Annotated in this window: 14 protein-coding genes; 4 read left to right on the top strand and 10 right to left on the bottom strand. The window is 45.6% G+C overall.

Annotated features, from left to right (window positions below; translation table 11 throughout):
* Positions 1–21: 21 nt before the first annotated feature.
* Positions 22–2,019, bottom strand: a complete 1,998-nt coding sequence (locus KI743_RS11510) for a bifunctional diguanylate cyclase/phosphodiesterase (RefSeq protein ID WP_285466497.1) — start codon at positions 2,017–2,019, stop codon at positions 22–24.
* 217 nt (positions 2,020–2,236) lie between these two features.
* Here KI743_RS11510 and KI743_RS11505 point away from each other — a divergent pair, with 217 nt between their 5' ends.
* Positions 2,237–3,223: a PstS family phosphate ABC transporter substrate-binding protein gene (locus KI743_RS11505; protein WP_285466495.1), complete on the top strand. Its 987-nt coding sequence runs from the start codon at positions 2,237–2,239 to the stop codon at positions 3,221–3,223.
* An 89-nt stretch (positions 3,224–3,312) separates the two neighbouring features.
* On the opposite strand, the gene rimI is transcribed toward KI743_RS11505, so the two are convergent.
* The 4 genes from rimI to KI743_RS11485 form a co-directional block, all read right to left on the bottom strand.
* Positions 3,313–3,759 carry a ribosomal protein S18-alanine N-acetyltransferase gene (gene rimI / locus KI743_RS11500; protein WP_285466493.1) on the bottom strand — a complete coding sequence of 149 codons (447 nt, stop codon included), beginning with the start codon at positions 3,757–3,759 and terminating at the stop codon, positions 3,313–3,315.
* Positions 3,752–4,150: a DNA polymerase III subunit psi gene (locus tag KI743_RS11495; protein ID WP_285466492.1), complete on the bottom strand. Its 399-nt coding sequence runs from the start codon at positions 4,148–4,150 to the stop codon at positions 3,752–3,754. Before KI743_RS11495 ends, rimI begins: the two co-directional genes overlap by 8 nt.
* Positions 4,151–4,296: 146 nt before the next feature.
* The gene (locus tag KI743_RS11490; RefSeq protein WP_285466491.1) at positions 4,297–4,800 is read right to left on the bottom strand and encodes a GNAT family N-acetyltransferase; all 504 of its coding nucleotides are present in this window, start codon (positions 4,798–4,800) and stop codon (positions 4,297–4,299) included.
* Positions 4,784–5,311, bottom strand: coding sequence for an SCP2 domain-containing protein (locus KI743_RS11485; protein WP_191907558.1), 528 nt, complete (start codon positions 5,309–5,311; stop codon positions 4,784–4,786). The genes KI743_RS11490 and KI743_RS11485 overlap by 17 nt, the downstream gene beginning before the upstream one ends.
* Positions 5,312–5,571: 260 nt before the next feature.
* On the opposite strand from KI743_RS11485, the gene KI743_RS11480 reads away from it, so the two are divergent.
* The 3 genes from KI743_RS11480 (at position 5,572) to KI743_RS11470 (ending at position 9,661) form a co-directional block, all read left to right on the top strand.
* Complete coding sequence (locus tag KI743_RS11480) at positions 5,572–7,611, top strand: bifunctional diguanylate cyclase/phosphodiesterase (protein ID WP_285466490.1); 2,040 nt, start codon at positions 5,572–5,574, stop codon at positions 7,609–7,611.
* 140 nt (positions 7,612–7,751) lie between these two features.
* Positions 7,752–8,765: a peptidase U32 family protein gene (locus tag KI743_RS11475; protein ID WP_152469240.1), complete on the top strand. Its 1,014-nt coding sequence runs from the start codon at positions 7,752–7,754 to the stop codon at positions 8,763–8,765.
* Positions 8,766–8,782: 17 nt separating this feature from the next.
* Positions 8,783–9,661 carry a U32 family peptidase gene (locus tag KI743_RS11470; protein WP_285466489.1) on the top strand — a complete coding sequence of 293 codons (879 nt, stop codon included), beginning with the start codon at positions 8,783–8,785 and terminating at the stop codon, positions 9,659–9,661.
* A gap of 70 nt (positions 9,662–9,731) precedes the next feature.
* On the opposite strand, the gene KI743_RS11465 is transcribed toward KI743_RS11470, so the two are convergent.
* The 5 genes from KI743_RS11465 to rpsO all read right to left on the bottom strand — a co-directional run bounded on the left by KI743_RS11465 (position 9,732) and on the right by rpsO (position 15,544).
* On the bottom strand, positions 9,732–11,069 hold the full coding sequence (locus tag KI743_RS11465) for an MATE family efflux transporter (RefSeq protein WP_285466488.1): 1,338 nt from the start codon (positions 11,067–11,069) through the stop codon (positions 9,732–9,734).
* 126 nt (positions 11,070–11,195) lie between these two features.
* Positions 11,196–11,603 (bottom strand): MarR family transcriptional regulator, encoded by a 408-nt coding sequence (locus KI743_RS11460; RefSeq protein WP_285466487.1) that lies wholly within the window; start codon positions 11,601–11,603, stop codon positions 11,196–11,198.
* Positions 11,604–11,738: 135 nt separating this feature from the next.
* Positions 11,739–12,668 (bottom strand): lipoprotein NlpI, encoded by a 930-nt coding sequence (gene nlpI, locus KI743_RS11455; protein ID WP_285466486.1) that lies wholly within the window; start codon positions 12,666–12,668, stop codon positions 11,739–11,741.
* Between the two features lie 122 nt (positions 12,669–12,790).
* Positions 12,791–14,911, bottom strand: coding sequence for a polyribonucleotide nucleotidyltransferase (gene pnp, locus KI743_RS11450; RefSeq protein WP_285466484.1), 2,121 nt, complete (start codon positions 14,909–14,911; stop codon positions 12,791–12,793).
* Positions 14,912–15,274: 363 nt separating this feature from the next.
* Positions 15,275–15,544 (bottom strand): 30S ribosomal protein S15, encoded by a 270-nt coding sequence (gene rpsO / locus KI743_RS11445; protein ID WP_032551549.1) that lies wholly within the window; start codon positions 15,542–15,544, stop codon positions 15,275–15,277.
* Positions 15,545–15,709: the final 165 nt, after the last annotated feature.

Raw genomic sequence — 15,709 nt, 5'->3', positions numbered from 1 at the left:
TTAGAGTGACTGCGGCATACACTAGCCTAAAGTGCCGGACATGGGCACAACATTAGAGGCAGAGTTCAACTTAAGATTCTCTATCAATCTATCTGCGGTTTGAGGAGAAGTAAGATAGAATCCTTGGCCTATCTCACATCCCATAGACATCAAGTCTCGTTGCTGCTGCAATGTTTCCACGCCCTCTGCAATGACTGCTACTCCAAGCTCGTTGCCTATCTGGATCATGCTCTTGAGTAGAACGAGTGAGGTCGAATTGGTGACATAGTCCATCACAAAGCTACGATCGATCTTCAGAGTATCGAACTCAAAGTCTTTAAGATAAGAGAGCGATGAAAAGCCAGTACCAAAATCATCAAGTGCGATACGAACGCCGAGCTGATGCAGCTCTTTAAAGATGATTTGTGCGAATTGGTCATTCTCGATCATCACGGTCTCAGTGATCTCTACTTCTATTCTATGCGTGGCCACACCACTAGAAATAATCACGCGCTTTAAAGCATCAAAGAATTGAGGATGCTTTAAGCTTCGAGCTGAGATGTTAAGACTCATTACGCCGATATCAATACCGCGGGTAAGCCAGTTTTTGTGTTGCGCTAACGCCAGCTCTGCCACTAGAAGATCTATCTGACGGATTTGCCCCGTCGCTTCCGCGACAGGAATAAAATCATTTGGGTACATCAAGCCTTTAATAGGATGCTGCCAACGCACCAGTGCCTCAACACCCTCCACATCACCTGATTTCAACGCCCATTTGGGTAAGTAGTGAATCTCAAACTGCTGTTTGTCAATCGCCTGCCTTAAATCGCGTTCCAACTCTTTTTGCGACATCGCAATGTAGTTAAGCTCTTTGGAATAGAACTGGAAATTGTTTTTCCCTAGTGACTTGGCGTGATACATCGCATCATCAGCGTAACGGATCAGAGAGTGTTGAGAAGTGCTATCGTCTGGGTAAATCGAAATACCAATACTCGCTGTGATTTCTGCAGTTCCGTGTTTCAGTTCAAAAGGCTCTCTCAAACGCTTAATCAGTTTCGAGGCAATTTTATTGGCGACACTCACCGCCATATCGACATCGCGCAGGTGTTCCAAAACAATGACGAACTCATCACCGCTGAATCTCGCTGAGAGATCCGTCACTCGAATCGATTGTGTTATGCGCTGTGCGACCTGCTTTAACAGTTCATCACCTGCGGCATGACCATAGAGATCGTTGACCTCTTTAAAATGATCAAGATCGAGAAACAACAGCGCGAACGGACGCTGAGTCTGTTGAGCATTGAGTATCGACTGCCCGAGTCTATCGAGAAACAGAGTACGGTTGGGCAGCTCGGTTAAAGGATCGAAGTAAGCTTGATTATGAAGCTGTTTGTTCTTGAGCTCGATAGAAGACTTGGCGTCAGTGAGCGATTTCAATAGTAAGTCTCGGCTCTGTTCATGCTTAAACTGAACACGAAGCGAGTACACACCGATAAAGACAGCAGCAATGATCAGGGTAATACTGGTTTTGGTATAACTGGCAATGCCTGACTCATAGCTGGTTTTAATCACACGCTGAATCTCATCGGCTTGGCTGGCGAAATCGAGATAATACTCATCAGTCTTTAATCCCAGTGACGGCGTTTCTAAAACCGATTGTTGATAATGCGAACCTGCATATTGGCGAAACTCAGCCAGTGTTTGGCGTAGCATCATCAATCGCTCTCGAAGTTCAGGATCGCTGATCGGTTGATAGCTGCCCATGATGCTCTCTCCCCCATCGAGCAACGCCCCTACATGCCAATCTGCAATCTCTAAGTAGTACCAAACCTCTTGGATCGATTGGGTTGTATCGCCAGAAACAATTTCATCAAACCATAAATAAGCCAGAGAGCCGTTAATCTTTATCTCAGCAGCGGCTTCTGCAAGGGGGGACTTTTTGATCAAGAGATCGGTCGATTGCATGACGAGGACTGTGGTCGACGCTACCACCAGCAACGCTAATAAAGAGGTGAATAGGAACTTTCGTTTATTTAGCATTTTGGGGAATAACATAATCAGGACAAAAAGATTGGGAATAAATCGACCTTAATTCATCAATGTTTCAAATTAATGAACAACTAAACATTTCAGTCACTTATGAAGTTTTGATGAATATTGATAGGTGCGCATTGTATAACCAAGTCCAACACCGTATATTTCGGTGGCTTGATTAAATCTGACAATGCTGGCCGATAGAAGCGTAACGTACACTATGATGGAAAGGTTCTTACACAAAGCAATCACCACTGTTATCTGTTTGTCTCTATGGCCAACGATGGGCATGGCAAAAGATCTGATCAAGATCGAAGGCTCAAGTACGGTTTATCCGATCACTCGTCAATTTGCTCAACAATTTATGACGCAGCAGAAAGATGTCGCACAGATAGTGGTTGGTGTCACCGGAACTGGTGGCGGATTCCGCAAATTTTGCCGTGGTAAGACGGATATCTCTAACGCTTCCCGTCCTATTAAAACGCAAGAAAAAGCCCTGTGTCGAGAAAACGGTATTGAGTTTTTAGAACTGCCCATAGCGCTCGATGCGATCACACTCGTGGTCAGTAAAGACAACGAGTGGTTACAACACCTATCCCTTGAGGAGCTGGCAACCTTATGGCACCCCTCTTCTGAGAAAACCATTACGCATTGGCATCAGCTCAATCCAAGCTTCCCCGCAGAGCCGATCAAGCTTTATGCTCCAGGGAGCGACTCTGGAACTTACGACTACTTTACCAACGTTGTTCTTAATGGCGACGAGCTGCGCGGTGACCACATCGCCAATGAAGACGATTATCTATTGGCCTCAAAGGTCGCTACCGACCCAAATGCGTTGGCATTTTTAGGCTTTGCTTATTACCAAAACAATCAAACCCAACTCAAGGCTGTTTCAATTTCCAATGACAAGCAGCAAGCCATCGCTCCAAGTATCAATAGTGTCACCAGTGGCCAATACAGCTCGCTTTCCCGACCTTTGTTTATCTACGTTAACAAAGCAGCCGTCAATCGTTATTCCGTCAATCAGTTCGTCGAGCACTACTTGAATCAAAAGCATTTGTCGTATGTCGTGAGTACTGCTGGCTATATCCCACTGTCTCCGAAAATGCAGAGCGCTGCCCAATCAATCTTTGAAACACAGACCATGGGTTCGGTATTTAACAGTAAAGAGCTAAGCACTAACTTCGAACGCTTTATGGAACGTAACTAAACAGTAGCCTTGTTCTCAACGGGCTGAGGGCAATAAAAAAGCCCAACTTAAGTTGAGCTTTGCCAATATCGATGTGAGCGAGTGACAGGTTAAAAGAAGATGTAACTCATGATAATTGCATCTTCTTTGCCAGTGGCCGTTGGGTAGTAGTTACGGCGACGGTCCACCTCGTTGAAGCCAACCCACTCATACAGACCAAACGCGTTGACGTTACTTTCACGGACTTCAAGCCATGCACTTTCTGCTTTTGCCTGTTCGCACACAACTAGAAAATGTTCAATCAACGCCTTGCCGTATCCCTTGCCTTGATGATGAGGGGCAACAGCGATATTGAGAAGTGTTACTTCACCAACAATGTTTTGCGCATAGAAGTAACCAACCACCTCGTCATCGACTAGCATCACATGATGGCAACCACCTCGGCTGTCGAGATCGCGAATCATGTTTTGTGACCAAGGGTGAGTATGAGCTTGCTGCTCAATGTGCCAGATCGCATCAAGGTGCGCGTCTGACATGCTAATAAATTGACTATTCATAAGAACAAATTTGCTGCCACAGAGCGCGGCGTTGCTGATTGTTACCATCAATCTGAGATAATAAAGGGGATTGCAGCGTTTTCGCGGTGATATCAGTATCGGATTCACACCCTGCAAACCATACCCACTGCGGAGAACTTAAATCAAAATGGCTCAGCTCACTTGGATGAACATATTGCGCTTGTGACAGTTCCAGTTTGATGCTTTTTAGCACTCGCTCAAACATCTCCGCTAGCGCGCCTTGAGGCTTTTCTGGTGAGACTAATAGCAACTGGCATGTTTCAGGCAGTTTAACGAGCTCGGTCTGATAACCAGCCAGACGTTCAGGGTGGCTCAGTTCCCACTGAGTAATTCCCATTTCCTGTAAATACTGCGCATGAATCTGTGACATGTCTGTGCCTATATGACTGAGCTCAAGGTTGAATCGAGCTGATACTAACAAAAAATAAAGGAGCATCAAGCTCCTTTATCTCTATTGGTCACGTTTCTTCTCTCCGCATCTTATGTGCTGGCAAAGTCGATGAGGGTTACGCTCGCCTAGAGCTCATTAAACTCAGGGCTGTACTCAATAGTACCACTGTGTCCAGAGAACACGCCCTCCACCAGCTCAATCGCTTGAAAGGCGCCTTCAGGAACATCCCAACGGCACTGAAAACCAAACTCACTCGCAGCCTTAAAACCGACTTTACTGTAAAAGCTTGGGTCGCCCAGAACCACACAGGCTGGATAACCAAAGTCGCGCAGTGACGAAAAGGCCTCTTCCATCAAAGATCGAGCAATGCCTTGACCTCGAAAGTCTTCACGTACGGCTAATGGCGCTAAACCCTGCCAATTATGATCTTCGCCTTGTAGTGTCAGTGGGCTAAACATCACGTGGCCAACCACTTCACCTTCATCAGAGCACGCCACCAAAGACAGCGTCAGATGACTGTTTTCACGCAGGCTCATCACTAGGTTCGCTTCTGCGTCCGTTTCAAAAACAGATTTAAGCAAGCGGTCAATTGCAAGTATGTCTGCAGGTGCCTCAGTTCGAATAAGCATTCATTACCTCATTTTGTGTCTGAGGCGATTGTACCCCCTTCTGCACAAAATCAGCTAATTGATTCAATAACATTTTCATTGGAGCCGGAAGTAGGTCTAAATCTACACTGTCCATCAGGTTCTTCACCTCTAGACCAAGCTCGGTATCCCCTTCAATAGAAAGGCGGCGTTGAAAGAACAAAGTATCTGGGTCTTCTTTGCGTCCAGCGATCAAAACAAGGTCGTTCAGGTTGCCACTAAAGCTCACGTCTTCTGTCACTTCTTTATCTGCAACAACCAGTTGCTCATCTTGATAGCTGATACACCAACTCAAGCCCATATCTTTAATCGACACTTTTAACCACTTGTCTTCAAGAAACTCAAAGTCGCCATCTTCCAACGCTTCCTTGAAAACATTCTTAAGTGCTTCTAATAAGGCTTTTTTTTGTACTGTTTTTGGCAATAACTGGACTGGAGATCGCAAAATTGATGCGGCGTTTTGAACTAGTTGAGTGCGAATCTTGTTTATCACGTGACTTATCCGTAACTTTATCAATAATATGGCACTCATCTTAAGTGATGTTAAAGGCTCAAATCCTGTTATGTATCAAATTAATTTCGGTTTGATGCTTGTACTTTAATATCCTCAAAATCATAGTTATAGTAACTCTGGTAATAAGAACAGTCGCAGAATTGCTGCTATGCTAGGTAAATAGCTAAAATTACATCATTTAGCAATAAACATTCATCTATAATGAATACTCAAGCTTTTGGAGAATTGGTAGTACTTTGATGCCTCCCCAGCAACTACAACATTGGTTTTCACAGCTCACAGCAAATAGTCCTTTCTTTTTTGCTGTTCTTGATGCTCAGCATAACTATTTTATGGTTAATGAGCGCTACTGTGATATTGCGGGGTTAAACCAATCAGAGTTAACAGGAATGAACGACTGCCAAACCCTTGGTGAACAGTTCTACCAACACCTGAAGCCATACTACGAGCGCGCCTTCAAGGGTGAATCCATTGAGGCGGAAATTACGCTCAACGAAACCGACCTCGATACCAGCCTTCATTTTAGCCTAGCGCCACTGTCTAACGGAAAAGACACCGACTACATTGTCTTTCACGCCTTTGACACCTCTGAAAATCAAGTTCTTGTCCGCTCACTGGAGGAGTCTGAAGCCAAATTCCATAAGCTGACTCACTTACTACCAGACGGACTTCTTCTCGTTGAAGATGATTTCATTCTCTCTTCTAACCCAGCTGCAGCTCGCTTGCTCGGCTTTAACTCTCCATCAGAGTTACTTGGCGAAGAGCTAGGACGCCTATTCATTGATGAGCAAACCAAAACAGTCTTCAGCAATAAGCTCAGCTCTATTGTTTCTGAGTCTGGTTTGGTTTGCTTAACTGGCGCGCGCTGCGGTTTTGAGCGTAAGGTTCAATTGCATATTGATTCAACGGCCCTGTTGGGAAGCACTACCCAATTAGTCCTGATTCAAGACGCGCAAGAAGCACCCAAAACCCTCACCACCAACGTTAATGAAGATGCCTACATTGACGACCTGACTAAGCTGTATAACCGTGTTGGGTTCACCAAACGTTTAGAGCAGTTTATTCATAATGAGACGCCAGCGGTGATGTTGTACCTAGATATTGATAACTTCAAAAATATCAATGACTCACTGGGTCATCACATCGGTGACAAGGTGATTAAAGAGGTCGCATCTCGCCTTAAGCGTCTATTACCAAGACGCGCGGTAGTAGGTCATTTGGGTGGCGATGAATTTGGTATCATCTTGCCAGAGCCAGAACACAAAAAAACCGTTGAAGCCCTAGCTGAAAAGATCATTGCTCTGATCAATCAGCCGTTCGATCTTCACCATTTTAGCAAACGCTTGGCTTGCTCCATTGGTAGTGTCAGCTTTCCTCAAGATGGTACCGATGCACGTATCTTGCTGCAAAATGCCGATACTGCGATGTATGAAGCCAAAGACCGAGGCCGTAACCGCTTAATTAAGTTCAATGAGCAGATGAACAAAGAGGCTCGTATGCGTCTTTGGCTTGAAATCGAACTTCAGAAAGCACTGCAGCAAAATGGTCTAGAGGTTTGGTATCAACCTAAGGTCAACGCCCGTGACTTCACCATCAATGGTGCTGAAGCCTTGGTACGCTGGAAACACCCAGTCGAAGGTTACATTAGCCCTGCTGCCTTTATCCCAGTTGCCGAGCGCGCGGGTTTGATTGAACAGCTAGGCCGAGTGGTGATGCGTGAGGTGTTTGCAACAGTTAAACGTTGGAAGATTCAAGGAATCCTTCCTGGGCGCGTAGCGATCAACCTTTCCCCTGAGCAATTTGGTAACCCTAAACTGATCGACTACATGGAAAAGCTGCTACGAACTACAGAGCTAGACCCAAGCGCTATCACCTTCGAGTTAACCGAAAGTGCGGTGATGAGTGACAGCGAACACACGCTTCAGATGCTTAACGCCATCAAGAAACTTGGCTTTGCCCTTTCGATCGATGACTTCGGTACCGGTTATTCATCGCTTTCTTACTTGGCTCGTTTCCCAATCGACGAGTTGAAGATAGACCGCGCCTTCATCACCGACATTGATACCCTGCCAAAGCAAGTCACGGTGATTGAGAACATCATCAACCTCGGTAAATCTCTCAACCTGACTGTTGTTGCTGAAGGTGTTGAAACTAGCGAACAAGCGACACTGCTCTCGAATCTCAACTGTAGCTCAATTCAGGGCTTCCATTTCTATCGACCTCAACCAAAACAGGAAGTTGAGGAGCTCTTTGCCCAGAACCGTCGCCATAAAAACTAGCCCACCATTTTTTATGGTTTTGCTCTACCACAAACGGAGTAAAAGCGGATTTATCCGACTAAACCTGCCTTACATCAATTCTGACGTTCACATTTCTTCATAAAATGCTCGCTTCAAATTTATCTACTGGTAGTGAGCAAATGGAACTCTTATGCCCAGCAGGAAACTTACCTGCTTTGAAAACAGCCATTGACTGTGGTGCGGATGCTGTCTACATCGGATTCAAAGACGACACTAATGCACGCCACTTTGCTGGCTTGAACTTCTCTGGCAAGAAGCTAGATCGTGCCGTTGAATACGTCCACGACCGCAAGAAAAAAATTCATATCGCACTCAACACATTCGCTCACCCTAATGGTTTTGAACGTTGGACCAATGCTGTTGACCAAGCCGCTGCATTAGGTGTGGATGCGCTGATCGTGGCGGACATTGCTGTTCTTGAGTACGCAGCGAATAAGTACCCGCATATGGAGTTACACCTATCGGTACAAGCTTCAGCGACCAACGCTGCAGCCATTGATTTCTACCACAAAAACTTCAACGTGAAGCGTGTGGTACTGCCACGCGTACTCTCTATTCACCAAGTAAAACAGCTGTCTCGCAATATCTCTTCAGATGTAGACCTTGAGGTATTTGCCTTCGGTAGCCTGTGCATCATGGCAGAGGGTCGCTGTTACCTCTCATCTTACATGACGGGTGAATCTCCAAATACAGTAGGCGCCTGTTCTCCAGCGAAATACGTACGCTGGCAAGAGACCGAAACCGGGCTTGAGTCTCGCCTCAATGAAATCTTGATCGACAAGTACGCACAAGGTGAAAACGCTGGCTACCCTACCCTGTGTAAGGGCCGCTTCGAAGCTGAAATCGAAGGCGAACGTAAGCGTTATCACGCCCTAGAAGAACCAACCAGCCTAAACACCTTATCGATGCTGCCAGAGCTGTTCGCAGCTAACGTAGCGTCAGTAAAAATCGAAGGCCGTCAACGTAGCCCAGCTTACGTAGAACAAGTGACTCGCACTTGGCGCGCTGCCATTGATCGTTACCAAGCAAACCCAGAGGCTTACCAAGTTGAAGCTGCTTGGAATGCTGCTCTAGCGAACGTATCTGAAGGTACACAAACCACGCTTGGTGCTTACCACCGTAAATGGCAATAGGATTGATGGAGAACACAATGAAATACGCATTAGGCCCACTACTCTATTTTTGGCCAAAACAAGACGTAGAGAGCTTCTACGAGCAAGCTAAGACAAGCTCGGCTGACATCATCTACCTTGGTGAAGCGGTCTGTTCAAAACGCCGCGAGATGAAAGCAAAGCACTGGTTGGATATCGCCAAAGAACTTTCAGCTTCAGGCAAGCAAGTCGTACTATCGACTATGGCGCTTTTGGAGGCACCAAGCGAAGTAAACATCATGAAAAAGTACGTCGACAATGGCGACTTTGCAATTGAAGCCAATGATGTATCGGCCATTCAGCTTGCGAGTGAAAGTAAGGTTCCATTCGTAGTTGGCCCAGCGGTCAACACCTACAACGCGCACACGCTGAACCTGTTTCTTAAGCAGGGCATGACTCGTTGGTGTATGCCTGTTGAGTTGTCTCGTGAGTGGTTATCAAACGTGATGACTCAGTGTGAAGAGCTCAACATTCGTAATAAGTTTGAAGTGGAGGTCTTCAGCCACGGCTACCTGCCTTTGGCTTATTCTGCACGTTGCTTTACGGCTCGCGCTGAGAACAAAGCGAAGGACGATTGCGAGACCTGCTGTATCAAGTACCCAACCGGTCTTCAAGTAGAGAGCCAAGAGGGGCAATCCGTCTTCAACCTAAACGGCATTCAAACCCAGTCAGGTTACTGCTACAACCTGATCAATGATCTGCCGAATATGCATGATTTGGTTGATGTGGTTCGTTTAAGCCCATTGGGCATTGATACCTTCTCTGAGCTCAATAACTTTAGAGCCAATGAAAAAGGTGAGAACCCAATTCAGATTGCTGACCGCCAATGTAACGGTTACTGGCACCAGCTCGCTGGCTTGGAAGTAAAAAACATCTAAGCTAAGCCCCAAATACAAAAAAGGTCTAGCAGTTGCTAGACCTTTTCTTTATCAATTGACTCTTAATTCATTACGCTGTTGCTGTCTGCAGCGGCTGTGCATTGAGCTTCTTTACATCTTTCACCAACATCAGAATCACCACCACACTCAGCGCGATGTTCGACAGTGGATAAGCAATCCAGATCCCCGGCACACCGAATAGCTTCGGCATAATGTACAAGAAAGGCAGTTGAATCAGCATATTACCTACCGTTACGAACATCGCTTTGCTGCCTTTGTTTACTGCTTGATAGTAAGCACCAGCGACGACCAAGAAGCCATCAAGCGCAAGAGCGAACATATGCAGTCTAATCCCTAGTACCGTATACTCGACAAGTTGTGGGTCTTCTGAGTTAAACACCGATACAAACTCTCTCGGGAAGATGTTCAACAGAACAATAAAGAGCATACCCACAGAGACTGAACTCACCATCGCAATCTTAAGCAGCTGACGAATGTTGTCGTGACGCTTAGCACCATGGTTATAACTCACTAGAGGTTGCATGCCATTGGCGATCCCCTCTGCTGTGAGGTAGTAAACCGTCACGATGTAGCCGAGAATCGCATACGCACCAATCATCAATTGGTTACCATATTGTGCAAACAACGCGTTATGTAGCGCCACCATCATCGAGCCATAAGCGTACATAAAGAAGCTCGACGTACCGATAGCGAAGATCTGTGGAATCACATCAAGCTTAAGTCTCAGCTCACTCCAACGTAGACGCAGATTCGCTCTGCGTGAGAAGAAATAAGCTAAACCTAGACCTGTTACTACTAGTTGTGCGATTGCCGTTGCTAAAGCAGCACCTGTCAGTTCCCAGTTCAGCCATGCGATAAACAGATAGTCGAGCACAATATTAATCACCGCACCAACTACCATCAAAATAGTGGCTAAATTTGGACTATCGTCATTGCGGAGCAAGAACGGCATCGCAATAGAACCCAAGGTAAAGACACTGCCCACAATCAGAATCTGTAGGTACTGTAAGCCAAGATCAAACACTCTCCCTTCTGCCCCCTGCCAACGCAAAAAATCGTCTGCAAAGAAGAAAAGAACGCTAGCAACTAACGGCGTCAATGCCAATAATAGAGTAAGACCAGTGGCGAGGATCTGTTTAGCCCCCTGGGTATCTTTTTCCCCCTGGCGAATCGAGACTAAAGCGCCTGTACCTACACCAACAAGCATGCCTAGACCGAGGATCGAACCGATCACCGGCCAAGCCACGTTGATACCGGCAAGGCCATCGGCACCAACAAAACGACCAATGAAAATACCATCAACCACTTGGTATAAACCATTGACCAACATTGCAGCCACGGTTGGGATTGTATAGCGCCAAAATTGACGACTGATTGACTGACTCATCTTCTACTCTTACTTTCTACTGTTATCTCACTATAACCAGTGAGTGATGACGTTTCTGTTGTCCTTGAAACCTGCGCTCATCCTTTCGACCACTTAGTTAACCAGGCTAACTAAATTATCAAATTTTTACTTTAAGGCCTTATTCAACAATAAGTTCAGCTGCTCTATTTCTTGCTCGCTTAACTGGCTCTCTAATGTGTTTGCCATAACCTGATAGATCTTACTCTCTTCCTCTAAGCCCGTTTCAGCTTTTGCTGTGAGTACAACTAGCTTCGAACGTGCATCTTCAGAGCTCGGGCGTCGCTCTACTAGTCCTTTTCGCTCTAAGCGCTGTACCATAGTGGTCGCAGAAGGTTTAGTCACTTGCATTTCTTCTGCAAGGTCCGTTAATCGAATGGGCTCTTTAGCCGCCTCAATGACCTTGAGGTAATCATACTCATTAAAGCTAAGCTGACCAATTGGATCCTCTTTCGACTGCGTTCGCCATATTTTCGACGCAAATCGCTCGATCTTTTCTAGGTTCTCATTCAACACAGTTCTTCGAACAACCCATATTTAATTAGCAATACTAACTATTTTAATCTTCATTGGTTGAATTGCAACCAGAAAAGATGTGCCACACAAAAAAGCCGCTCATAAGAGCGGCTTGATTGTTATTTAGAGGGTCACTTAGTTCTCTTCAGCTTTCGCTTGGTCTAACTTAGCTTGTGCTAGACGCTCTTCCTTAAGGTCCATGAAGATTCGACCAAGCTCAAGAAAAGCGTATCGATGCTCCACATACTCATAGACATTAAACGAGACTGCTAGCTTATAGAGTGAGATCGCATTCGCGTAGTCTTCACGCCCACCACGCAAGTGATATCGCTTGCCCAAATAGAAGTAGGTTTCAGTGAGGCGTTGAGCCAGTAAAGTATTATCACGCGTACCACTTAAGATCGCTTTAAAAGCCTGCTCTTCTGAAATCTCATCGAGCATAATCGCAACCAGCACCCAGCCCCATTGCTCATCACGCCCTTGGTAGCGTGATTGCAAATCTTTTAGTGCTTGTTCTGGCGTCAGTTCACTCTGGATGATGTAAAGCCATAGCGCACGGAATGGGTCACTTGGATCATCATTATAGTGCTTAAGCATCTCTTCATTTGACAGTTCGTAGCGCTCGCCATAATAAAGAGCAATAGCACGGTTACGTTCTGCGTATGAGTTGCTTGGGTCAAGCTCTAATGTTGAATCGAAAGATTCATAAGCCGCATCAAACTCACCCACTTGGGTAAAGTAAACACCCAATAGATTAAAGATGTCAGGTTGTGCCGGATTCAAAGACAAAGACTGATTAAAATCGAGTCGAGCGAGATCACGCAATCCGACGCTGTCGTAATAGTTGCCGCGTTCAAATAGCATCTTAGCTCGAACGTCATCACCAAGGTCAGGTCTTTGTAACAATTGAGATAAACGAGCTATCTGAACTTCTTGCTGCACACTCGGCTGCAGTGGCACTGCCATAGGTGGGTAGACCCAGCGCTGAGCTGAACTGTCCATTGTCGATGCACAACCTGTTAAAACAAGCAGCAGAGACAGACTCGCGGTTTGAAACCATTTCACAAATACTTACTCCTGTTATGACCGCAATAAAAAAGGGAGCGATGTGCTCCCTTTATAACATGCTTTGTTAATGATGGGTTAGAAATCACTAAAAAGCGATAGTTCCATCATTTTACTGAGAATTACTCAGCAGCAGGAGCTTCGCCTTCAGCTGGCGTTTCAACTGCTTCTTTCATGCTTAGACGTACACGGCCTTGACGGTCGATTTCAAGAACCTTAACAGGAACTTCTTGACCTTCAGTTAGGTAGTCAGACACTTTCTCAACGCGCTTGTCAGCGATTTGAGAGATGTGTACTAGACCATCTTTACCTGGAAGGATAGTAACGAATGCACCGAAGTCTGCTAGACGCGCAACCTTACCTTGGTAGATGCGGCCAACTTCAACTTCTGCTGTGATCTCTTCGATACGACGGATTGCTTCTTTCGCAGCTGTACCTTCAGTTGCAGCAATCTTGATTGTACCGTCGTCATCGATTTCGATAGTTGTACCCGTCTCTTCAGTTAGAGCACGGATAACTGCACCACCTTTACCGATAACGTCTTTGATCTTCTCAGCGCTGATCTTCATTGTGTGAATACGCGGAGCGAACTCAGAGATATCTTCACGAGCACCAGAGATAGCTTCATCCATTACAGATAGGATGTGCTTACGTGCACCTTGAGCTTGGTTAAGCGCAATTTGCATGATCTCTTTAGTGATACCTTCGATCTTGATGTCCATTTGAAGTGCTGTGATACCAGTGTTAGTACCCGCTACTTTAAAGTCCATGTCACCTAGGTGGTCTTCGTCACCAAGGATGTCAGAAAGAACAACGAAGTCGTCGCCTTCTTTAACAAGACCCATTGCGATACCCGCAACAGAAGACTTGATTGGCACACCTGCATCCATAAGAGCAAGAGAAGTACCACATACAGAAGCCATTGAAGAAGAACCGTTAGATTCAGTGATTTCCGATACAACACGTACTGTGTATGGGAATTCATCAACAGAAGGCATTACTGCTGCGATACCGCGTTTAGCCAGTTTACCGTGACCGATTTCACGACGCTTAGGAGAACCTACAAAACCAGTTTCACCAACACAGTATGGAGGGAAGTTGTAGTGTAGTAGGAAGTGATCTTTACGCTCACCTGTTAGCTCGTCGATGATTTGAGCATCACGCTGCGTACCTAGAGTCGCAGTTACTAGAGCCTGAGTTTCGCCACGTGTAAATAGTGATGAACCGTGTGTACGAGGAAGAACACCAGTACGTACGTCTAGAGCACGAACCATGTCTTTTTCGCGACCATCGATACGTGGGTTACCCGCGATGATGCTACGACGTACAACTGTCTTCTCTAGATCGTGGAAGATAGTGTGGATTTCTTTTGTGTTCGCTTCTGGATCTTCAGCAAGTAGCACTTCGTTTACTTCACCAGCGATCTCGTGGATGCGGTCGTAACGAGCCATCTTCTCAGTGATTTGGTAAGCTTCAACAAGCTTAGTTTCAGCCAGTTCAGCGATCTTGTTTACAAGTGCTGTGTTCTCTTCTGGAGCAACCCAATCCCAAGCAGGAGTCGCAACTTCAGCAGCAAACTCGTTGATTGCGTTGATCACTGTTTGTTGTTGGTCGTGGCCGTAAACAACCGCTGATAGCATTTCTTCTTCAGTTAGGTTGTCAGCTTCTGACTCAACCATTAGTACTGCAGATTCAGTACCCGCAACAACTAGGTCTAGCTTAGAAACTTCTAGCTCTGTGTTGCTTGGGTTAAGTACTAGTTGACCGTCGATGTGACCAACACGTGCAGCACCGATAGGACCGTTGAACGGAATACCAGAGATAGCTAGCGCCGCAGAAGTACCGATCATAGTTACGATATCAGGTTGAACATCTGGGTTAACAGATACTACCGTTGCGATAACTTGTACTTCGTTTTTGAATGCATCTGGGAAAAGTGGACGGATTGGACGGTCGATTAGACGAGCCGTTAGCGTTTCACCTTCAGATGGACGACCTTCACGCTTGAAGAAGCCACCAGGGATCTTACCTGCAGCGTATGTACGCTCTTGGTAGTTAACTGTTAGTGGGAAGAAGTCTTGACCTTCAACCGCTTCTTTTTTACCAACAACAGATACGAATACAGACGTATCGTCCATTGTTACCATTACTGCAGCAGTAGCTTGACGTGCAATAACACCTGTTTCTAGAGTTACGGTGTGGTTACCGTACTGAAACGTTTTTACAACTGGTTTTTCAAACATTGTATTTCCTTCATCTAAAGATTGCTCTTTAGAATAAGTGAATGGGTACTCCGCAATGACTAATCGCGACTAGTAAAAAAAGACGAAAAAGAACGACGTATTACGCTCATCTGTTTTTAATAGTCGCGACCTATTGGCCGACATCTGTGACTGTCATTGTTGAGTAAAGTGAAGTGCCAGAGTTTCATAGAATTACTGGCGTGCAAGAGTATAAACTATTTTTCTGACAAGAGACATTTTCAGAGCCAAAAAACGAGTTTACAGCACACATAACGGGTACTTTTCTCTGAGTTGTGACGATATTTCAGACATAAAAAAAGCCTCAGCAATTGCTGAGGCTCTTTCATCAAATTCGAGATTTGATTAGCGACGTAGACCTAGACGCTTGATAAGCTCTTGGTAACGACCAAGATCTTTACCTTTTAGGTAGTCTAGAAGCTTACGACGGCTAGAAACCATACGTAGAAGACCACGACGGCTGTGGTGATCACCTTTGTGAGCTTTGAAGTGACCTTGTAGGTGGTTGATAGAAGCAGTAAGTAGAGCTACTTGTACTTCTGGTGAACCTGTGTCGCCTTCAGAGCGCGCGTATTCTGCAACGATTGCTGCTTTAGTTTCTGCATTCAGAGACATAATTCTCTCCTGATAAGAGTAGTTTGATATTTGTAGCAGCCAATCTCTGATTCAGCCGCTACGCGAGCCGTGGATTATAGGGAAGTTTGCCTAGTGGTGCAATAACAATCTATCGCGATCTCACTGAACGAAAACAAAAAAGCAGAAGGCCTAAATTGGACTTCT

The organism is Vibrio sp. D420a (assembly GCF_030248625.1).
Taxonomy (GTDB): Bacteria; Pseudomonadota; Gammaproteobacteria; order Enterobacterales; family Vibrionaceae; genus Vibrio; species Vibrio fortis_A.
This window is presented reverse-complemented; position numbering and strand designations above follow the sequence as displayed.

Coding starts and splice junctions, on each gene's coding strand:
- KI743_RS11510 (WP_285466497.1), bottom strand. CDS start 2,019: ATGCTAAATAAACGAAAGTTCCTATTCACCTCTTTATTAGCGTTGCTG.
- KI743_RS11505 (WP_285466495.1), top strand. CDS start 2,237: ATGGAAAGGTTCTTACACAAAGCAATCACCACTGTTATCTGTTTGTCT.
- rimI (WP_285466493.1), bottom strand. CDS start 3,759: ATGAATAGTCAATTTATTAGCATGTCAGACGCGCACCTTGATGCGATC.
- KI743_RS11495 (WP_285466492.1), bottom strand. CDS start 4,150: ATGTCACAGATTCATGCGCAGTATTTACAGGAAATGGGAATTACTCAG.
- KI743_RS11490 (WP_285466491.1), bottom strand. CDS start 4,800: ATGCTTATTCGAACTGAGGCACCTGCAGACATACTTGCAATTGACCGC.
- KI743_RS11480 (WP_285466490.1), top strand. CDS start 5,572: ATGCCTCCCCAGCAACTACAACATTGGTTTTCACAGCTCACAGCAAAT.
- KI743_RS11475 (WP_152469240.1), top strand. CDS start 7,752: ATGGAACTCTTATGCCCAGCAGGAAACTTACCTGCTTTGAAAACAGCC.
- KI743_RS11470 (WP_285466489.1), top strand. CDS start 8,783: ATGAAATACGCATTAGGCCCACTACTCTATTTTTGGCCAAAACAAGAC.
- KI743_RS11465 (WP_285466488.1), bottom strand. CDS start 11,069: ATGAGTCAGTCAATCAGTCGTCAATTTTGGCGCTATACAATCCCAACC.
- pnp (WP_285466484.1), bottom strand. CDS start 14,911: ATGTTTGAAAAACCAGTTGTAAAAACGTTTCAGTACGGTAACCACACC.
- rpsO (WP_032551549.1), bottom strand. CDS start 15,544: ATGTCTCTGAATGCAGAAACTAAAGCAGCAATCGTTGCAGAATACGCG.